Here is a 20,390-nt window from a genome sequence, read left to right as displayed (position 1 = left end):
AATAGATTCAGCGGAAAACAGGACCTCTATTGTCAGCTGTGTCTAACAATTGAGGTCCTGTTCAATAAAGGTATCCACTTTTTAAAGCTGATATTTGTTTAATGCGTAAACGCGCAATATCTTGACGCTGCTCCATTTAGTTCCTGTCAAGTCAAATGAAAAACGTGAACCAATGCGAATCCGAGGACCGATAATAAAATGGAGCCTATCAGACCGGCCGCGAATGGTTTTCCGCCATATTTTTTAAAAGTCAGAAGGTCGATGTTCAAGCCTAACCCAGCCATTGACATGGCCATGAGGATATAAGAAAGCGTTACAAGCATTGCCGCTACAGAAGCAGGAACGAATCCTGAGGTATTGAGGGCGCTCATTAATAAAAATCCAATTATGAACCACGGTATCTGAATCGATTTAAAGGAAGACTTGCTTTCACACGTTGATCGCTCTTTCCAATTCATCAAGAAGCCAATCAAAAGTGCAACAGGGATGAGCAGGGCCACTCTCGTTAATTTGACCATGACCGCTAAGTCCACTGCCTCATTGCCTCCTGGTGCTGCAGCAGCGATGACGTGAGCAATTTCATGAAGCGTAGCTCCAGCAAATATACCGTATCCGGGATCGGATAATCCGAGTAACGGATAAAGGATCGTGTACCCAAAGGTGAAGGTCGTGCCTAAAACCGCGACTGTCGCAACAGCGACGGCTGTATCCTTTTCTTTTGCTTTAATCTGCGTGGAAATGGCTAAAATGGCAGCAGCGCCACAAATCCCGGTTCCGCACGCTGTCAAAAGGCCGAGCTTTTTATCGACTTTAAAAAGCCGGGTCAAGCCATATACGATTAATATAGCAAATACCAGGCTAATGGCGCCGACCGCAAACGTACGCGGCCCGGCAATGACAATATCCTTAAGGTTCAAGCGCATCCCCAACAAGATAATGCCCAACCGCAATAGGACTTTACTTGAATAATTTGTCCCGGCAACTGCATATGCTGGAACGCCCATAATGGATTTCCATGTTACTCCTATGAGTATCGCAATGACTAGCTGACCCATTATATGAAGGAACGGAAGCTCTGCTAAGTATTTTGCTGCTATCGCAATTAACAAGGTCAAGCCGATTCCTAATGAAAATCCACGTTTTTTTGTTCTTACCTTTGTTTGTTCCAAGGTGATCACTCCATCTATGTTGATGTCTCCACTTTAAGGTGAAATTAACGATAAGTGAAATATATTTTTGCTATTTCAATAATCAGCTTTACTTATGATAAAATAAATCATAAGTGAATAAGGGGGTAATCATGGATCCTTTAAGAGTATTTGTAACCGTAATCGAGCAAAAAAACTTTTCCAGGGCAGGGGAAATCCTGAACCTGTCCCAGCCGGGTGTCAGTCTTCATATCAGGAATTTGGAAAATGAGTTAGGAGCGAAATTGATATATCGATCACCGAAACAAGTCCAAATAACGGAACCCGGTAAAATTTTATATCGTCATGCGAAGCAAATGCTCAATCATTATGAGACGGCCGTAAGGGAAATTAATGATTTCAATAACGTGGTTAGCGGAACGCTGAAAATCGGTGCTAGTTTTACGATCGGGGAATATTATCTTCCAAAGGTCTTGGCGGAATATGCTGCCCAATTTCCGCTGGTGGATTTACAGGTCATCATCTCCAATTCAAATGAAGTCATTCAAGGGATTCGATCAAATCAGCTCGATATAGGTTTGATTGAAGGGGAGACGGAGCATAAAGATATAGAAGTCAGCCCATTCATGAAAGATGAGATGATCATCGTCGTTCCTCCGGTGCATGAACTTTCACAAATGGATATCATTGAAGGTTCCATGCTGCAGGATCAAACTTGGGTGCTCAGGGAGCAAGGATCGGGCACCCGCACATATTCAGACAAACTTCTCGGCAGCCTGGAGCTAAACGTGACACGAAGCTTTATTTTCACCAGTATCCAAGGGGTGAAAGAAGCGGTCATGGCAGGGCTGGGGATTGCCTTATTATCCCGCTTGACTGTCCAGAAGGAATTGAAATCCAATGAATTGAAAACCTTTCATTTGAAAAACGAACCCATCATCAGACCGTTTTCCATTGTTAAAAAACTGGACTTTGAAGCTTCAAAAGCATTGGAAATGTTTTTAAAGAAGGTGGAAAAATTTTCGTTAAACGGTTAACTAAAAATAATTCATGTCCGCTCCTTTTTGTGAATGAAGGGGAAGGGCATTTTTTTGTGGCGAATTTTTTCCGATTCCAATGAAAACGTCGAAAGTATTTTGGAATATGCCGCTTGAAAGAACAATATTTACGTATTTTCACACAATGACAAACATATAAATTAAATAAGCAGTTCCCCTCAACTGCCCAGACGCTATCTGGCTTTTCTTTATTTTAATTTTCTTAAAAGGAGCAATTACAGTGGCTATAGAGGAGCAGGAAGGTAAACGGATTTCTGTTTTCGACAGGATCATAGGTTTCATGCCAAAGTTATATGTGATTGGCACCATCCTAATTTTTGTTTATACACTTGTAGCGATGGTCCATTTAGCACTCCAATCATGGAAGAAGCCAGAGGAAGCGGCCATTCCGGTTCATCCCCAAATCCCTCCCGCTTCTGCAGGATTTGAACATACATTGATAACGTTAATCATTGAACCGATCGTCACGTCTGAATTTTACCAAATCATTTTTAACACATTATTTCTGTATCTTGTCTGGATTTTGCTTTTTCTATTGGCACCGATCGCTTTTTATCGATTGAAGCACTTTAAGTTTTTTAATATAGAAATTGAAATTGAAAAACAAGATGCAGCCGTTTATGAGGTATTTAGCGTAAGCAGCTCGAAAATGAAATTTGCCGCACATTTGACATCAGAGGAATATCAATTGGAGATATCGGAGGAAATTGCCAACAGCAAGGCATTCATGACTCCATTGAAGTACACATTAGACAGTGCGGCAGACTTTTATTCCAATCAATTAGGACTTTCCTTTACCTATGATATCTATACGCTGAACCAGTTCAAGAAAGCAAAACTGCCCAAGTCGATCAAAGCGATGCTCGATATGTCGATCGAAACTGGTGATCCTTGCATAACGAATAAAAGCAACAGTGATAGCGAATATTACAAAAACTTTCTTCTGCATTATTTTGAAAACATGGATGGTCAATTCGTCACTGTCTTAAACAGTTATCAAACCGAATTCGATACCTTCGATAAATCCCTGATTAAAATCCTGCAAAACGTCATCTACGATTATTACTTGCAGTATCATTACATTTATGATGTAAATGATCGAAAGTGAGCGGCCCCTCTAAATAAAAAAACCACCTTACAAGTGGTTATTTTTTTTGGCAAGGTGATTATTTATAATATTCTGGACAATCACATTGTTTCCGATGAGCTCAGACGATCTCCTGACATGCTGTTCGCGAAAATCCATGTTCTTTATTTTCTTGGACTTTTTCCCCTTTTTAAAGTTATTGAAGGCATTTAAAAAAGCTATCTGAATCACTCCCCTTATAGATTAGTATATTCATATTATGGATAAAATTTCATAAAACAGGCGAATTTTACAGAAAAAAATAAAGGGGATTGAAGATAGGGGGACTTTACATTCACTTTTTTTCAAATTATGATAATTCCTGCTTTTTTTCTTAGAAATAAAGAAATTTCTTTAAAAATATTGTATAGTATTAATAAAGCTTCGAACAAACATTCGTTTCTTGGAGGCAGCACAACATCTTAGTGGAACAGGAGAGAGACATTGAACGGTACAGCACACATGGCACTTGGGGCAACAGTTGGATACTTAACGGCCCATTCACTACAAACGGATCCGACCACCACGTTATTTTTGGTAGGAATCGGGGGCGTTTCCGGCCTCATGCCCGACATGGATATTGATGGGAAGTTAAGCAATAGGATTACGTTTTCACACAAGTTCATTAGGATCCTGGCTCAAACCATTGGAATTTTAATGATCATTTATAGCGTATTGGAAGGCTTTGAGGCGGAAAAATGGATCGGGGCTGGGGCAGGGATCGGAATAATCATTATTTCCTCATTCATAACACAAAGGCATATGCTCACCCTGAGCGGATTAGGGGTTTTGGGCATTGGGATGTCTTTACAGGAAAATTGGTTATGGCTGCTGGGTCTCTATATGATTCTAGCATCCTTTACGCCTCATAGAAGTTATACCCATTCGATTGCCGGCATTGTTTTCTTTGGTATCATTGCCTATCAGTTCGAGGCAGCGATTGGGGTTGACGGGATTTTCACTACATGTTTATTCGGATATATCAGTCATTTAATTGCCGATATGAAATTCCTTCCTTTCAATAAACGGGGCGTAAAGTTATTTTTGCCATTCTACTCTAAGGCGTTTTGACAGTGGTTGAATCAACCACTGTTTTTTTGCTTCAATGGCTTAATGGAAGAAGGGAATCAGTATGAACGTAGGTAAAGTTCGACTTTTTTATCGCTTATTTTTGGTCATTCTACCTATTTCTACTAAATGTAACATAATTGTAAAGATCCTGTGATGCGAATGATATGCATTTTCTAGTATATTAGGTTTAGCAAATCACATCAGGGGGTAAATTAAATTGTTCAAGAAAATTGTCGTCGGATTGTCATTAGCTATCATGCTTGGGTCAGCAACCTATACAGGGAGCCAAGCCGAGGCTGCTTCATATCATACAAAAGCGATTAAAGTGGCCAAAAGTGAATTGGGCACAAAATATAAAATGGGCGGCATTTCATCATCAGGTTTTGATTGTTCCGGACTAGTGAAATATTCGTACCAAAAGGCTGGCAAGAATCTACCGAGGACGGCTGCTGACATATATAAAAAAGGCAAGTCAGTTAAAACGCTGCAAAAAGGGGACTTAATGTTCTTCGCACCAAATAAAGCGAAAAAGCCTACACACGTGGCTATATACATAGGCGACAATCAATTCATACACTCCGCATCCTCTAAGGGAGTGTCATATGCCAAAACCAATAATCCATATTGGAAGCCGAAATACATCGGTGCAAAACGCTTATAATATAAATGGAAGCAAATACGAAAAGCATGAGACTTGATGAAGTCTCTTTTTTTTGTTCACATTCTCAAATCTGTTGGTTTATCCCCTTGAAATATGCCCCACTAGATAATGCTCGTACAAAAATTCCGACGATGCTGGCACCGATCGAAACCTAATCGCGTACGGAATGAGTAGGCTTAAGTAAAAGCTGGTTTTTCCATTCCCTTCATTTGTTGACGATGTCCTTCAAACGTTTTGTACCATTACAAAGATAGGACCGATCTTAAAGCGTAGATTCTTCATGGTTCATTTATTCTTCTTAACACAAAGAAGTATGACTTGTCAGGAAAAAAATCCTTGATGTCCATGACACCAAGCAATGTATCTTCGTCAACTTTCCGAAACAGATCTATGATGCTTTTTTGATCATAAACCATCCCTGCGCTTACTTTTCCCCTATATTGGATCTGTCTCAGCCTTGCCCAGCTTTTTTTGTTTTTTACAGGGGGAGAAAAATTTTCATGGCAAGCGTGATGAATGTGTCAGGAAATTTTCCATAGCTTATGCTTATCGGTATGAGACCAGGATTTCCAGCGAACAATTCCCCATTTCCCTTTTGGAATACAAGTGGCTGGACATGCTCTTCATTAATGAATCTCTTGTCGTACCAATTCGATGCAGGTAACAAGCCATCCATTGGATGCCCAGTTCTAAGTTCTTCTCCTTTCCATAGTCCTCTCATCTCTTCGAAGCCGACCGTCCCGAGCCGGTCAAAGAATTCAAAAGCTTCAGTTTGTGAACTTCCCCTTCGCAGTTGCTCGTTTAGAATGTCCTTATCATGCAATATCTTTCCCTCCTATCTTCGCTTTTCAAAGAAGTGTGACTTCCTGTTCTGATGCTCATTGCCGCAGCATTTTCAGTAATGGATAGCTTTCACCTAAACTTGACTAATTAGAACCTCAAACTGACTGCCTCTCCAATTAAGGAACTGCTTCACTCGGTACAGTTAGCTTTCGCCTGTGGGTTATAAGTCGCACTTGACTGGGTAATAAATAAAAATGGCTTCGATACTCCTACGAAAAGAGGCCGAATCATTTGACTCTCGATCGATCATTTAATATGCTAAGCAAAACATTTCGGGATCTCCAACATTATCTCCTTTATGGAATGAGGATAATTCCTGTAATGGTGATACATATTCGAAGACAAAATGATTGAAAGTCAAAGAAGGTCAATGTATAATAAACTCATAAGGTCAAAAAAGGTCAAAGTTTCCTAATCACGATATTTTAAGGAGGAGTACTACATGTTTTGTGAAAAATGCCATGTAAACCAAGCTAATATTCAAGTCCATCTAAATATGAATGGTCAGGAGCATGATGTGAAACTGTGCTCCACTTGTTATAAAGAAGAACGAAATAAGCTGGGAGCAGCAATGGGGGGAATCGATACTGGTAAAGCCCAGTTCAATGGATTCCATCACCCATTCAATCCATTTAATCATAACGAAGCACCTCAACCAGAGCCTGTTAACCAAAGTGAAGGAGGAGGGTTGCTTGAGGAATATGGAAGCAACTTGACCGATGCCGCAAAAGCAGGGCTGATTGATCCGGTAATCGGCAGGAATGAAGAAATAAAACGAGTGATAGAAGTTCTGAATAGGCGAAATAAAAATAATCCAGTTCTAATAGGTGAACCGGGGGTAGGTAAAACAGCCATCGCGGAGGGTCTGGCCCTTGCCATTGCCGAAGGCTCTGTACCTGTTAAATTGCGCAATAAGCTGGTCTATATGCTTGATGTTGCTTCCCTTGTCAGCAATACCGGAATCCGGGGCCAATTCGAAGAACGGATGAAGCAGCTGATAAGTGAATTACAGACAAGAAAAAACATCATTTTATTCATTGATGAGATTCACCAAATTGTCGGGGCCGGTTCGGCTGAAGGATCAATGGATGCCGGGAATATTCTAAAACCTGCACTCGCCAGGGGTGAACTTCAACTTGTCGGCGCGACTACTTTGTCTGAATATCGAAAAATCGAAAAAGACGGTGCACTTGAACGACGTTTTCAACCGGTTCAGGTTGATGAGCCGACAACGGATGAAGCGCTAGTGATTTTAAAAGGATTAAAAGAAAGCTATGAAGCATATCATGGGGTTACCTATAGTGAAGAATCACTCAAAGCGGCAGTGGAGCTGTCGAATCGTTACATTCAAGATCGTTTTCTGCCAGATAAGGCAATTGACTTGATGGATGAAGCCGGCTCCAAGTTGAACCTGACGATTGAAGATGGACAGGAAGAGGATTTGAAAGAGCGTCTTGCCCAAATCTATAAAGAAAAAGAACGGGCCCTAAAAGAAGAAGCGTATGAAAAAGCGGCAACACTGCGAGATGAAGAAGAAAAGCTTGAAACGTTATTGCAGTCAGGAAGCAACTCTGTAAAACCAATCGTTACCATTGAAAACATCCAGAGCATCATCGAACAAAAAACCGGTATACCGGTAGGCAAGTTACAGGAAGACGAGCAAGAGAAAATGGTGCACCTTCAAGCTCAACTCATGAATAAAGTCATCGGACAGGAAGAAGCAGTCAGGAAGGTTGCAAAAGCCGTCCGCAGAAGCCGCGCGGGGCTGAAATCGAAAAATCGTCCTACAGGTTCATTCCTTTTCGTTGGACCAACGGGAGTCGGTAAAACGGAATTGGCAAAAACCCTTGCTGACGAATTGTTTGGAGACAAGGAAGCGATGATTCGCCTTGATATGAGCGAGTTCATGGAAAAACATAGTATTTCCAAGTTAATTGGCTCACCTCCTGGATATGTTGGTCATGAAGAAGCGGGACAATTAACTGAAAAGGTTCGCCGTAAACCATACAGCATCATCTTATTGGATGAGATTGAAAAGGCGCATCCAGATGTTATGCACATGTTCCTGCAAATTTTGGAAGACGGCCGGTTAACGGACAGCCAAGGTCGTACTGTTACTTTCAAAGACACGGTCATCATCATGACAAGCAACGCCGGTGTAGGCGAAAAACAAAAAGTCATGGGGTTCGGCACAAGTACTGCAGTGGAGGAGGCTTCCATCCTCCAGTCATTGGGCAATTTCTTCAAGCCGGAATTCTTGAATAGGTTCGATAGCATCATCGAATTTTCCGCATTGAAGAAGGAAGACCTTCTCCAAATCGTCGATATCATGCTGAAAGAACTTGGCGAGACATTAGCTGCACAAGAAATATCCTTAACCGTAACGGATGAAGCCAAACAAAAACTGATTGAATTGGGATATCATCCGACATTCGGTGCTAGACCGCTTCGCAGGGTCCTACAGGAAGAGCTTGAAGACGGAATCACTGATTTCATATACGAGCAGCCTGATGTTAAGAAGTTCACGGCAATCGTAGAAAACGACCGTGTGAACATAATTAAAACACGATAAAGAGTACTAGAAATGCCTCCTAGACCGTAATACTGTTATGGAGGCATTTTTTTTTTAGCATTATTTTATGATTGGAAAGAAAACATTGATATGATAAAGTTACAAATCTGAATTCAGAATGTTCTCTATCATCGCGAGTATAAAGTATCAAGTCAGGAGAACCCAAAGTGTAAAGCAAGTTATCAAACTTTGGGCCATAAGTATAAGTATAGACATTAAATGGATTCCTGTTCTAAAAAGGGAATTTCAATGGGGGAATGACTTATTAAAGATTCACTTTATTTTGAAGAAGAAAATATCGATAATCGAAAAGAGACGGATGCAGATACAGAAAATCCATCAATTTCACTTCCTTTTGCGAATATTCATCCACTGAATCCAGAAGAAGTGGACCGCCTCTATTTCTTTGATGGCAAAGACCTGGGGAATACCTACCATAAAGATAAAACGTGTTTCAGATTATGGGCACCTGCAGCATCTGAAGCAAAACTGGTCACGTATGAACAATGGGATGATTCAGCGGGACTTGAAATCGAGATGGCTCGTTCTGAAAAGGGGACATGGTTTGCAGAATTATGCGGCGATCACGATGGCTTGATTTATACATATAAAGTAAAGATTGGAGAGGTATGGGATGAAGCCGTCGATCCTTATGTACGCGCAGTCACGGTCAATGGTGATAAAGGGGTCGTGGTGGACTTGGCTGACACGAATCCAAAAAAATGGACACATGACAAACCTCCGCTTGATGAACCGGAGGACATCATCATCTATGAATTACATATAAGGGATTTATCGATCCATCCGGAGAGCGGAATTACACAGAAGGGTAAATTCCTGGGGGTGATTGAAGAAGGGACGAAAGGTCCTAAGGGAGTGAAAACAGGGCTGGACCATATAAAGGACCTAGGGGTGACCCATGTACAATTTATCCCGATATTCGATTTTGCCACCGTCAATGAAACGAAATTAAAGGAACCGCAATACAATTGGGGCTATGATCCGAAAAATTATAACGCACCAGAAGGATCGTATTCGACTGACCCTTACCAATCAAAAGTGAGGATCAGGGAGTTGAAGGAAATGATCCAGGCCCTTCATGACCATGGTTTGCGTGTCATCATGGATGTCGTCTATAATCACGTTTATACAGTGGCCGATTCGAACTTCAATAAGCTGGTACCCACCTATTTTTTCCGCTATAACGACGACGGTACTTTATCGAATGGCACTGGGGTAGGGAATGATACCGCATCCGAACGGAAAATGATGCGTAAATTCATCGTTGAATCCGTCGCCTATTGGGCAAAGGAATATAACCTTGATGGCTTCCGTTTTGATTTAATGGGGATTCATGATGTGGCAACGATGAATGAAGTGAAAAAAACGCTTGCAGAGATCGATCCGACGATCATTGTGCTGGGCGAAGGCTGGGATATGAATACTCCATTGCCCCAAGAGCAGAAGGCGAATCAAAAAAATGCTTATAAAATGCCTGGAATCGCTCATTTTAATGATGCAATCAGGGACGGATTAAAAGGTTTTGTAATGGATAAGCATGATAAGGGATTCATCAATGGGAAACCAGGAATGGAAGATATCATAAGAAAAAGCATAGCTGCCGGTTTGCACTACGATGACCAAATGGCAACCTATCAAACACCAGACCAAGTCATCAATTATGTGGAAGCACATGATAACTTCACCCTCTGGGATAAGCTTGCCATCACTAACCCAGAAGCTTCCGAAACGGAACGTAAACAGATGCATAAATTGGCTTCCGCCATCGTCCTGCTGTCCCAGGGAATACCGATGATACATGCTGGCCAGGAATTCATGCGCTCGAAGGAGGGCGATGAAAATAGCTATCAATCCTCTGACTGGATAAACCGCTTGGATTGGAAAAGAAGGGCAGATTTTAAAATCGAAGTCGAATATATGAAGGGCTTGATTTCGATAAGAAAAAATCACAGTGCCTTCAGATTGAGAACACCCGAAGAAATCGAGCAGCATTTACAATTCATTGATGCTCCATCGAATGTGGTTGCATTCACTTTAGTAACGGAAGATTCAAGATTGGCTGTCATCCACAACGCCAATTGGCAATCGATAAACCTTGCACTTCCGCAGCAAGGGGATTGGTCCGTTTTAGCGAATGGACAGCTTGCTGGCCTGGAAGAAATAGAAAGAATTAAAGGGAATCAAATAACCGTTCCCCCCTTATCTTCATATGTATTAAAAAAATTATCATGAAACTAGCAGGATGGACCCTTTCAATAAATTTGTAGAAATACACCAAGTGTAATAAAATGGGAATATCAATCTGGAACAAGGAGTGTCAAAATGAATGTTAAAATGATGACCATGACCTTTGGAGTTTGTTCTACATTATTGCTTTCAGCTTGTGCGAGTGAAGAAAAAAGCGTTGTCGAAAAAAAAGAAACCAGCCATGAAGGACATTCTGATCATGAAGCATCAGCCGATGTCCAAGAAGAAACCGCAAGTAAGGAAATCGCACCAAATTTCTTATCAGGAAAACCGGAAGACATGAAAACCATCTATTTAGCGGTTGCCCAAAATAAAGATTTACTAGAAAAAATCCCATGCTACTGCGGTTGCGGGGAATCAGCGAACCATAAAAATAACTATGATTGCTTTATCCATGAGAATAAACAAAATGGGGAAGTGGTTTGGGACGACCATGGGACGAAGTGCGGCGTTTGCTTGGAAATAGCAGCACAATCAATTTTGGACTGGAATGACGGCATGAACATTAAAAAAATCAGGAATAAAGTGGACGAAAAATACAAAAGTGGATATGCAAAACCGACTCCGACCCCACAAGTGTAATGGAGTCTCAAGCCTGAGCAATGGTCTTTTTCCGGTTACATTCGGAAAAAGACCATTATTTATTTCTGTTGAAGAATGGTTTCTTGGACTCAGGCAATATAACCTGAGCGTGATAGGGGAATACTTCCAATATAAAAAAATGTAAGGGAGATATTCATTTGACATTAATACGCCTTGGTTATGTAGCGATGAGTAATCATGTCCCAAACTGTTCACCATCCCAGACGATGACTTTTGCTCAGTTTTCAAAAATTAAGGATCGAGATGCTGCCATAAGGAAGCTCGAACGTATTTCCAATTCCAATCTTCATAATTGTTGGCGGTTACTGATTCATAACGAAGCGAACCGGATTCAGTTTTTTAGACTTTCATCTAAATTGATTCCATTGGCTAATCATCCAGAAATCCCAGAATGGGATTACATCGAACCCATCACTGACGAGCTTACTAAAATAAGAACCTTCTTATCCAAGCATCCAAAGATGAGGATAGATTTTCATCCAGATCATTTTGTGATTTTGAATAGTTCCAATATTGATATTCTTAAGACATCATTAAAAACCTTAAAAATACATCATACTTTGTTGAGCCATATGGGGATCGATCCCGAGCATCGCTGTGTCTTGCATGTGGGCGGCGGTTACGGGGAACACGAACAGGCTTTAGAACAATTCATCCATAATTGGGGCTTGATTCCTGAATCCATTCAAAGAATGGTCATCCTGGAAAATGATGATACCACTTATACATTGTCGGAAACCCTTTACTTATGTGAAAAACTGGGGATTCCCATGGTTTTCGATTATCACCATTATCTTGCTCATCACTTACCTGGTGAAAACTGGAGCGAACATTGGGACCGAATCATTAATAGCTGGCGAAATTCAAAACTGCCTCCCAAGATGCATATTTCAAGTCCAAGATCGGATAAGGAATTTAGGGCACACGCTGAATATGTGGATCCGGCACAGTTCATGGAATTTTTGCGAAGGATAAAAGGAACGGTTCCACAGCTTGATTGCATGATCGAAGCCAAGCAAAAGGATGAAGCACTTTTTCAATTGATGGAACAGATGAAAGGATACAAAGATATCGAATTCATTGACGAAGCCAGCTTTTATATCCATTAATTTGCCGAAAAATAAATAGTTGATAAAGAGGGGAGCGAGTAAATCTCTTTATCATCAATGCATTTAGTTTACATAACGTTATTATTGTAAATTAGTAAACGATTACTAAAACAACAAAACGCAGGATAACAGGAGATTTAAACCAAGGAACGCTATTTCCTATACGAAGGAATGTTCCATTAATTAGAAATTAGGAGGGGCAAGGATATATTCACTATCTAATTCCTTTTTCCCTTCAATGGTATCGTTGCTACAACAATCGTAATGAAAATTTTCCGGGATTTTTATCCACATAATAACAACCGTAGAATGTACACCTATTTACCCTCTTTCTGTTATATAAGTGATATTTTTTGCGCCTTCAAGGCTAAAATGGGAGGGAATTACGGTTCTCGCTGAAGTCTGTTCAGAATGAAGGAGGCTAAAATGGCATAAAAGTGGTTGATTATATCGTATGTTATAGGTATAATTACCTCTAGGAAGCGCTTTCAAAAAATACTCTTTCGGGTGATCGTATGTACCTTACTGATTCTAATGAAATCAAGAAGAAGCTGACCATTATATACAACGAGGTGTGTAAAGGTCTGTTTGGGGCAGGTACAACTTTGTTAAAAATAGAGATTGATGATCAATTCATTACATTCCGTACAAAACATAGACGGACACCACAATCACTTGCTTTAGAATGTGAGGTTCCAGCACTGAAACGAGAAGTAGACGTTCAGATGTCACAGATATTCAAGAAACGAATCAAGGAATATTTGGAGCAGGAATTTGATCTAGAGGTTGAAGTAATACTGCGCGATTACGATTATGTTACCCAATGGTCCATTACAGAGGTCATTCTAGCAGAGAATGAATGACTTTACATAATTTGTCACTACTCTTTTGATCGATTCTTAAGAGATGAGACGCATACAGTAAAGATGAGTAGCCATTTACTTTGTTTACGAAGTAAGGAGCGCTTGTTAGAAAGGTTTGACTTTCTATACAAGTGCTCCTTACTTTTTTTATATTCCACTGTTTTATTAAGAAATTTCAAAAAAAGGAGGAGTTTTTTTGAAACCAGTTTATCTTCTTGGGTTTATTCCATTTATCGGAATACTTGTAGGTAGCGTCTTTGCGAGTAAAGTGAATGTGATCGTATTAGGAATGCCATTCTTACTGTTTTGGCATACGCTTTGGCTAATTATCTCATCAACAATCATGCTGATTATCTACAAATTAGATCCTATCAACAAGGAGGAAAATGAATGAATAGTGCACTGTTGATTATTACCCTCTTCTTGCTGCTTGCTCTTTTAGTTGCGATACGTGCGAAAAAAGGGAAAAAAATGAGTTTAGAGCAATGGACAGTTGGCGGACGTGGCTTTGGTACCCTTTTCGTTTTTTTATTAATGGCTGGGGAAAACTACACCACCTTCACTTTTTTGGGAGCTAGTGGTTATACCTATGGCAAGGGAGCACCTGCCTTTTATATTTTAGGGTACGGCTGTCTCGCATTCATTATGTCTTACTGGATGTTACCGGCCGTTTGGAAGTACGCCAAAAAGCACGAGCTGCTTTCCTTTTCCGATTTCTTTGCAAGCAAGTACAACAGTCCTGCCCTGGGTATTGTAGTTTCCTTCGTTGCTGTCTTGGGCTTGAACTCTTTATTGATGATTCAATTAAAAGGATTGGGGATCATCGTTTCTGAAACTTCCTATGGCTTGATTTCACCTAACATGGCTATGTGGATTGGTGTCCTTGCCATGATTGTATATGTAAGCATTTCCGGCATTCACGGTTCTGCCAGTATTGCCGCGATAAAAGACGTAATTATTTTAGGGATAGCCCTCTTTTTAGGGATCTATCTGCCAATCCACTTTTACGGAGGTTTTGAATCCATGTTCCAGGCGATTGATGCAGCAAAGCCAGGATTTCTAACTCTCCCTGCAAAAGAACAAAGTATTTCCTGGTATTTGTCTACGATCTTGGTGGTAGGTCTTGGTTATTGGATGTATCCTCACTCTTTCCAAGCAACGTATTCTGCAAAGAGTGCGAAATCATTGCGTAAAAATGCGATTATCATGCCGGTGTATCAAATTTTGATTGTATTAATCTTCTTTGTTGGTTTTGCGGCAATCCTGCAAGTTCCTGACTTGGAAGGAACAGATGCCGATCTTGCTTTGCTTCGTGTCGTGAAAGAAACGTTCAACCCTTGGTTTGTTGGAATCGTCGGTGGTACTGGCTTACTGACAGCTTTAGTACCCGGTTCCATGATCTTGCTGAACGCCTCTACGTTAGTAGCTAAAAATGTATATCAAGTCGTTTCTCCAAAAGCCACCGAGAAACATGTGACAACCGTCGCCAAAAGCTTGGTTCCTGTCTTTGCCCTGCTGTCCCTTTACTTCGTCTTCCAAGGCGGTAATTTTATCGTCGAGCTAAGTATTTTCGCTTCCTCTATTTTGACCCAGTTGTTCCCTGCATTCATTTTTAGCTTAATGAAAAAACCATTTGTAACAAAGCAGGGGGCATTCGCCGGTATTATCGCCGGTGCTACATTCCTAGCTTATTTTACCATCACCAAGACTAAGCTAGTGATTCTTTTCCCAGATTGGCCCTCGCTCATCACAGACATCAACATTGGATTCATCGCCATGTTATTGAATGCATTCGTTCTAGTTTTGGTTAGTGTGATTACACGCAGAGAAGCGGAAATTCAAGTACAACGAGTGACTAGTTATAAAGATTAGAAGTTAACAAGATAGAAAGGCATTGAATGAGATGGGCCATCTGATTTCAAAGATGAAGGGAAAATCAGAAAATCGACTGCTCCAAGCATGATGGAGAAGGGAAACAGAGAGTGAAAGGGGACCTACAGGCATGAGCAAAGAAAAATTACCTCGAATTACAATCCTTGCTGTCGGGGGGACGATTGCCGGAAAAGGAGCAGATAGTACGCAAATCACGCAATATCAGGCGGGTGTTCTTACAATAGAAGCGTTAATAAAAGCAGTTCCACAGGTTAGTGATTTAGCAGAGGTAAGCGGTTATCAAATTGCCAACATAGCTAGTTATGCCACTACAGATCAGCTATGGCTTAAGTTGGCCATGAAGGTAAATGAGTTGTTATCGCAATCGCATTGCGATGGTGTGGTGATTACACATGGGACGGACACATTGGAGGAGACGGCATACTTTCTTCACTTGACCGTAAAAAGTCATAAGCCGGTCGTAATGGTGGGTGCGATGAGGCCAGCAACAGCACTTAGTGCAGATGGACCGCTTAATTTATACAATGGTGTAGCACTGGCTGCAAGTGATGTGGCACGAGGTCATGGTGTTTTAATCTCATTAAACGGCAGGATTGGTTCTGCACGAGAAACGAGTAAGCTTCATACCACTGCGATTGACGCATTTGGTTCACCTGAAGCTGGGTTATTGGGGTACATGGTAGATGGCAAACCGCATTTTTATTATAAAAGTTTGCGAAAGCATACAGCAGAGTCCGAGTTCGTCTTGTTTGATGTACCTCAATTGCCTCGTGTTGATATTTTGTTTGGGCATAGTCAGGACACACGAGATCTGGTTGATGCTGCTGTTGCTGCAGGAGCAGAGGGAATTGTGCACGCTGGAACAGGTAATGGAGGCATTTTCCCGCTAACTCGTCAAGGATTACAATATGCCAACGAACAGGGAGTGATGGTGGTCAGCACTTCTCGGATTGGTAATGGTTTAGTAACGACAAAACCGGTTGATTTGGAAAGCGATTTTATCGCATCAGGTAATTTGACTCCACAAAAGTCCAGGATTTTACTGCAACTTGGACTAACCAAAACACATCGATCAACAGAGATTCAACGAATGTTTGAAATTTATTAGTAAAAGAATACGGCGGTAAATAAAAGTGGCAGGACATAGATTAATTTTGTCAGCCTCAAAAAACAGAAAGTGGTGATTTTATGGGAAATGGAATGAGTCTGAATTATATAGAAGAGAAACATGAGCCGTACCTTCAACGTGTTTATAAACATCTTCATCAATATCCCGAATTAAGTACAGAGGAATATGAAACGCAGAAATTCATTGAAAACGAACTGCAGAAGCTCCACATTCCATACAGGAAGATGGCGAATACAGGGATCTGTGCTGAAATTCATGGCGAACAACCGGGGAAAACCATCCTATTGCGTTCGGACATTGATGCTTTACCAATAACCGAACAGACAGACCTGGAATATGCCTCCAAAAATAAGGGCGCCATGCATGCTTGCGGGCATGATGCACATATAACGGTTGGCTTAGGTGTCGGAGCTTTGCTGCAAGAACGGAAAGCCAAATTAAAAGGAACGGTCAAAATCATGTTTCAGCCATCAGAGGAAGTTCATCCAGGTGGGGCTGTCCGTATGATCGAAGAAGGAATTCTGGAAAATCCAAAAGTAGATGCGGCGGTTGGCATTCATACTAACCCCTATTTACTACCAGGTCAATTCCAAGTGAAGGAGGGCTGTATGCTCGCAAGCAGTGACCGAATATATATTTCCTTGATTGGAAAGGGCGGTCATGCGGCAGCTCCGCATCAAAGTGTTGATGCCATAGCGATGGCAGGTCAATTCATCTCAAGCATTCAAAACATTGTTGCAAGGCAGGTATCTCCCGTTGATAAAGCGGTCGTAACGATTGGGGAAATAAGGGGCGGCTATACATCCAATGCGATTGCCGATCGGGTAGATTTGGCGGGCACGGTACGAACGATCAATGAAGAAACACGAAAGGCCATTGAAGCAAAAATTGAAGCACTATTACATTCAATAACGAATTTTTGGGGCGGAACGTACACATACGCATACGAAAGAGGCTATCCTGCCACTTGGAATGACAAACGCATGACTCAGCTGGCGATAGAGACTGCATTAACCAACATTGGCAAAAACAGCATCGTTACATTGGAAAATCCTTATATGAGCGGCGACGATTTTGTCTACTTGTCCCAATCCGTTCCTTCTGTCTTTATCTATTGGGGAACAGGAACTAAGGATAAAGAGTGCTTTCCATGGCATCATCCGAAGTTCCATGTAAATTTAACTTCTTTGAAATATGGTGTCTCCCTTACAACTCAACTTATTTTGACTTTTTTAAACGAGGAAGCAAGCTGACCCACCATGATAATCAAATTTACTAGTACAAGTAAATAAGGAATTACGCAGGTTGGTGGAAGACCAAAATTAGGGTTCGGTAATAAAGAGAAATCGAGTGAGCATTCAACTAATGTGTATCTTTCCCCATGACCATTTTAACCAGATAGGAGCATCGGAAATTGTCTGCGTTATCTCTTCAATGACGTTTATTTCACCACTCACTGTTACTCTATCTATTTTTTAGCTGAGCAAAGGGGAATGATGGATTTGATTAGGAATTGGTAAGTAATAATAGCATTATTCCATTAAAGGGCAGGACTATTTTGTCGGGAAGTCGAAGTTGTTTTATTGAACAGCAACTGCGCTATGAATGTTTGTAACGTTTTGAACAAGATGACATTCACGAAATATGGTTCGCGAATACTCCAATAGTACAGGGTTTACAAGGTGTTTGATATTTGGAAGGAATTTGTAACTTGTTAATAGTATAATTAGGAAGAGAATCAAATGAAAAATTTTTACACATAAGGAGATAATACTATGGCAAAAAACAAATTACTAAGAATGGATAATGTCGGCATCGTTGTAGAATCCCTTGATGACGCAATCTCTTTCTTCGAGGAGATTGGCTTGAACCTCGAAGGGCGAGCCACTGTCGAAGGAGAATGGGCTGGCCGCGTAACCGGTTTGGGCTCTCAGTGCGTAGAGATCGCTATGATGGTTACCCCGGATGGCCACAGCCGAATTGAACTCTCGCGATTTATAAATCCACCTACTATATCAGATCACCGGACAGCTCCTGTAAATGCCCTCGGTTATCTGCGCGTGATGTTCACCGTTGAAGACATTGACGAAATGGTATCCAGACTCATTAAGTATGGTGCTCAGCTCGTTGGCGAAGTGGTTCAGTACGAGAATTCGTATCGGCTCTGCTACATTCGTGGAACCGAAGGACTTCTAATCGGGTTGGCGGAACAACTCGATAACAAATAAGTAAGTGATGTTTTATAAAAAGCCTTTCCTGAAAGATACATTAAAATTGAAACAGAAAAGCAGTGTGTAAGTCATTCGAAGAAGTCGGGTGCGTCTCATATATCACAGCATTCACGCTGCGGACGCTCGGTGTCCCTCGGTCCCAAGCAACCCTACGCCTAAGCACTTCGTTCTAAGGCTAGCTGGGTTCGTGCATGTAAAAACAACGTTATAAGCCAATCCATCTCGATTAATAAAATTCTTATTCAATATGAGCGTCCGATTGTGAAAAAAATCGATGAACAAAATTTTTAAAATAGTAGCTCTATCTTTTAATCAACTATTACGAAATTCCTCCTGAACCTTTTACATCTCAGGGGGATTTTTCATGATAAGCCGTTTCGAGGGGGTTAATGGACAAAGCGGATGATGCCCTGAAATGGATTTCGATTTTCCGAATTTAAATGACAACTATTCAAATGAGGAGAATGCTGAATTAAGGGATTTTCATGAGAAAAAAGTAGAAAAGGCAAAAAAACGAGCTCCATATTCAACGTTTGAAGCTGTTGTTTAAAACAGATAGAGTCATTGGTCCAGAATAGTTTAAAGTCGCATAATGAGGCTTTAAGGGGCGTTTGGTAGGATGCTTAATTTCGACGTCATTTACGGTCATCTTTGCCAGAATATTCCGAATGTAACAAAGTACCTCTATTGATACATTCGAAATCCCTTTAAATCAGTGTTCTTAATGGTATAAGAATTTAAAAAAACTTGCCTTTTTTTCCGTTCTTCACGTACAATGAAAGAAGGGGAAAGGGGAAAGGGGAAAGGGGAAAGAAAACTTATGCAAGCAGCCTCTCAAAGAATCAAGAATGTCCAGCCGATTCGCCGTCTGGATCATATAGAAAAGATGAAAAAGTCTCTATTAAAATATTGTAGCTATAGAGACTATATGATGTTTTCAATTGGTATTAACATCGGCTTACGTATAGGCGATCTTTTAAAGTTGCGAGTGAAGGATATTCTCGAAGGTACGCATATCGTCATCGTCGAGCAAAAGACGGATAAAATTAAACGGTTCCTTGTCAATCCTCAGCTTCGAAAGGAAGTCAGGAAGTATGTCCGCAAGATGAACCTAAAAAATGAACAGTATTTGTTTCCAAGTCGAAAAGGGAATGGTCCAATCACCAGGGTCCAAGCCTACCGAGTCTTGAACAAAGCTGCCGAAATGGCCGATATTCCGGATGTAGGCACACATACACTCCGAAAAACCTTCGGCTATTTGCATTATCAGAAATTCAAGGATATCGCATTACTGCAGCAAATCCTTAATCACTCCAATCCAAAGGATACGATGATATACATAGGTCTCACCCAGGATTTAATGGACGAAACGTTGATGGATTTTTATTTCTAAGGAAGGTTTGCGTGTTTGCGCAAATCTTTTTCTTATGCTGGTGCTGCTTCATTCACCATTAAGAGGATTTTCCATTTACAAAGATAATTTCGTTATAATTGGAGTGTAAGAGAAAAATGGTATCGTTGGTATGAAGATTTAAAAGAAATATTTTGCATGCTTTCTTTTGAATAGTTGAAGTAGAGTGGTGTTGAACAAACTTTCCGAACAGAAGTAAAGAAATTTATCTAATATAATGAGATCATTGAAGATGAATTTTTTACGATACCATGTTTGGCGGGAGAATTGTAAGACTTATTTTGTGAGATTCTGCATCATAAATAGTTTACATAATATTATTATGGTATTTTTAAAAAATGTATACTATATTTCTTGATCCGCATCTTCGGGGTCACCGTATTACATTACATAGAACTCACTTC

Annotated in this window: 17 protein-coding genes and 1 pseudogene; 15 read left to right on the top strand and 3 right to left on the bottom strand. The window is 40.7% G+C overall.

Annotated elements, in window-relative coordinates; genetic code table 11:
* Nucleotides 1-146: 146 nt before the first annotated feature.
* Entirely contained in the window at nucleotides 147-1,169 is a 1,023-nt protein-coding gene (locus MHI53_RS12415; RefSeq protein WP_061142887.1) for a YeiH family protein, read from the bottom strand.
* Nucleotides 1,170-1,300: 131 nt separating this feature from the next.
* On the opposite strand from MHI53_RS12415, the gene MHI53_RS12410 reads away from it, so the two are divergent.
* From MHI53_RS12410 to MHI53_RS12395, 4 genes are all read left to right on the top strand, one after another.
* Entirely contained in the window at nucleotides 1,301-2,185 is an 885-nt protein-coding gene (locus MHI53_RS12410; RefSeq protein WP_340373623.1) for a selenium metabolism-associated LysR family transcriptional regulator, read from the top strand.
* Between the two features lie 241 nt (nucleotides 2,186-2,426).
* The gene (locus MHI53_RS12405; protein ID WP_340373622.1) at nucleotides 2,427-3,314 is read left to right on the top strand and encodes a hypothetical protein; all 888 of its coding nucleotides are present in this window, start codon (nucleotides 2,427-2,429) and stop codon (nucleotides 3,312-3,314) included.
* Nucleotides 3,315-3,776: 462 nt separating this feature from the next.
* Nucleotides 3,777-4,403: a metal-dependent hydrolase gene (locus MHI53_RS12400; RefSeq protein WP_340373621.1), complete on the top strand. Its 627-nt coding sequence runs from the start codon at nucleotides 3,777-3,779 to the stop codon at nucleotides 4,401-4,403.
* A 217-nt stretch (nucleotides 4,404-4,620) separates the two neighbouring features.
* Complete coding sequence (locus MHI53_RS12395; protein ID WP_340373620.1) at nucleotides 4,621-5,064, top strand: C40 family peptidase; 444 nt, start codon at nucleotides 4,621-4,623, stop codon at nucleotides 5,062-5,064.
* A gap of 278 nt (nucleotides 5,065-5,342) precedes the next feature.
* On the opposite strand, the gene MHI53_RS12390 is transcribed toward MHI53_RS12395, so the two are convergent.
* Together MHI53_RS12390 and MHI53_RS12385 are read right to left on the bottom strand one after the other, a co-directional pair.
* A complete protein-coding gene (locus MHI53_RS12390; RefSeq protein ID WP_340373619.1) occupies nucleotides 5,343-5,480 on the bottom strand; it encodes a DUF4334 domain-containing protein in 138 nt (45 codons plus the stop codon).
* Nucleotides 5,481-5,542: 62 nt separating this feature from the next.
* Entirely contained in the window at nucleotides 5,543-5,887 is a 345-nt protein-coding gene (locus MHI53_RS12385; RefSeq protein ID WP_260320219.1) for a GXWXG domain-containing protein, read from the bottom strand.
* A gap of 462 nt (nucleotides 5,888-6,349) precedes the next feature.
* Here MHI53_RS12385 and MHI53_RS12380 point away from each other — a divergent pair, with 462 nt between their 5' ends.
* The 11 genes and pseudogenes from MHI53_RS12380 to MHI53_RS12330 all read left to right on the top strand — a co-directional run bounded on the left by MHI53_RS12380 (nucleotide 6,350) and on the right by MHI53_RS12330 (nucleotide 19,968).
* Nucleotides 6,350-8,479: an ATP-dependent Clp protease ATP-binding subunit gene (locus MHI53_RS12380; RefSeq protein ID WP_340373618.1), complete on the top strand. Its 2,130-nt coding sequence runs from the start codon at nucleotides 6,350-6,352 to the stop codon at nucleotides 8,477-8,479.
* Nucleotides 8,480-8,860: 381 nt separating this feature from the next.
* Nucleotides 8,861-10,732 (top strand): annotated as a pseudogene (pulA, locus tag MHI53_RS12375) (type I pullulanase); the annotation flags it as partial.
* A 90-nt stretch (nucleotides 10,733-10,822) separates the two neighbouring features.
* Nucleotides 10,823-11,329, top strand: a complete 507-nt coding sequence (locus MHI53_RS12370; RefSeq protein ID WP_061142880.1) for a PCYCGC motif-containing (lipo)protein — start codon at nucleotides 10,823-10,825, stop codon at nucleotides 11,327-11,329.
* A gap of 158 nt (nucleotides 11,330-11,487) precedes the next feature.
* Nucleotides 11,488-12,459 (top strand): UV DNA damage repair endonuclease UvsE, encoded by a 972-nt coding sequence (gene uvsE, locus MHI53_RS12365; RefSeq protein WP_340373617.1) that lies wholly within the window; start codon nucleotides 11,488-11,490, stop codon nucleotides 12,457-12,459.
* Nucleotides 12,460-12,974: 515 nt separating this feature from the next.
* On the top strand, nucleotides 12,975-13,322 hold the full coding sequence (locus MHI53_RS12360) for a Na-translocating system protein MpsC family protein (RefSeq protein WP_061142878.1): 348 nt from the start codon (nucleotides 12,975-12,977) through the stop codon (nucleotides 13,320-13,322).
* Between the two features lie 196 nt (nucleotides 13,323-13,518).
* On the top strand, nucleotides 13,519-13,716 hold the full coding sequence (locus MHI53_RS12355) for a DUF3311 domain-containing protein (RefSeq protein WP_340373616.1): 198 nt from the start codon (nucleotides 13,519-13,521) through the stop codon (nucleotides 13,714-13,716).
* On the top strand, nucleotides 13,713-15,194 hold the full coding sequence (locus MHI53_RS12350) for a sodium:solute symporter (RefSeq protein ID WP_061142876.1): 1,482 nt from the start codon (nucleotides 13,713-13,715) through the stop codon (nucleotides 15,192-15,194). The genes MHI53_RS12355 and MHI53_RS12350 overlap by 4 nt, the downstream gene beginning before the upstream one ends.
* A gap of 130 nt (nucleotides 15,195-15,324) precedes the next feature.
* Nucleotides 15,325-16,323 (top strand): asparaginase, encoded by a 999-nt coding sequence (locus tag MHI53_RS12345; protein ID WP_340373615.1) that lies wholly within the window; start codon nucleotides 15,325-15,327, stop codon nucleotides 16,321-16,323.
* Nucleotides 16,324-16,403: 80 nt separating this feature from the next.
* Nucleotides 16,404-17,597, top strand: a complete 1,194-nt coding sequence (locus MHI53_RS12340) for an amidohydrolase (RefSeq protein ID WP_340373614.1) — start codon at nucleotides 16,404-16,406, stop codon at nucleotides 17,595-17,597.
* Nucleotides 17,598-18,119: 522 nt separating this feature from the next.
* The gene (locus MHI53_RS12335; RefSeq protein WP_061142873.1) at nucleotides 18,120-18,572 is read left to right on the top strand and encodes a VOC family protein; all 453 of its coding nucleotides are present in this window, start codon (nucleotides 18,120-18,122) and stop codon (nucleotides 18,570-18,572) included.
* A gap of 823 nt (nucleotides 18,573-19,395) precedes the next feature.
* Nucleotides 19,396-19,968: a site-specific integrase gene (locus tag MHI53_RS12330; protein ID WP_232732085.1), complete on the top strand. Its 573-nt coding sequence runs from the start codon at nucleotides 19,396-19,398 to the stop codon at nucleotides 19,966-19,968.
* Nucleotides 19,969-20,390: the final 422 nt, after the last annotated feature.

The organism is Peribacillus sp. FSL E2-0218 (assembly GCF_037992945.1).
GTDB classification, from domain to species: Bacteria; Bacillota; Bacilli; order Bacillales; family DSM-1321; genus Peribacillus; species Peribacillus simplex_B.
The sequence above is the reverse complement of the archived record's forward strand: the minus strand, read 5'-3'. Positions and strand labels throughout refer to the sequence as shown.

Excerpts from the sequence above, each read along its gene's own strand:
- MHI53_RS12410 (WP_340373623.1), top strand. The coding sequence starts at position 1,301 with ATGGATCCTTTAAGAGTATTTGTAACCGTAATCGAGCAAAAAAACTTT.
- MHI53_RS12390 (WP_340373619.1), bottom strand. The coding sequence starts at position 5,480 with ATGGTTTATGATCAAAAAAGCATCATAGATCTGTTTCGGAAAGTTGAC.
- MHI53_RS12380 (WP_340373618.1), top strand. The coding sequence starts at position 6,350 with ATGTTTTGTGAAAAATGCCATGTAAACCAAGCTAATATTCAAGTCCAT.
- MHI53_RS12370 (WP_061142880.1), top strand. The coding sequence starts at position 10,823 with ATGAATGTTAAAATGATGACCATGACCTTTGGAGTTTGTTCTACATTA.
- MHI53_RS12360 (WP_061142878.1), top strand. The coding sequence starts at position 12,975 with ATGTACCTTACTGATTCTAATGAAATCAAGAAGAAGCTGACCATTATA.
- MHI53_RS12350 (WP_061142876.1), top strand. The coding sequence starts at position 13,713 with ATGAATAGTGCACTGTTGATTATTACCCTCTTCTTGCTGCTTGCTCTT.
- MHI53_RS12345 (WP_340373615.1), top strand. The coding sequence starts at position 15,325 with ATGAGCAAAGAAAAATTACCTCGAATTACAATCCTTGCTGTCGGGGGG.
- MHI53_RS12340 (WP_340373614.1), top strand. The coding sequence starts at position 16,404 with ATGGGAAATGGAATGAGTCTGAATTATATAGAAGAGAAACATGAGCCG.
- MHI53_RS12335 (WP_061142873.1), top strand. The coding sequence starts at position 18,120 with ATGGCAAAAAACAAATTACTAAGAATGGATAATGTCGGCATCGTTGTA.
- MHI53_RS12330 (WP_232732085.1), top strand. The coding sequence starts at position 19,396 with ATGCAAGCAGCCTCTCAAAGAATCAAGAATGTCCAGCCGATTCGCCGT.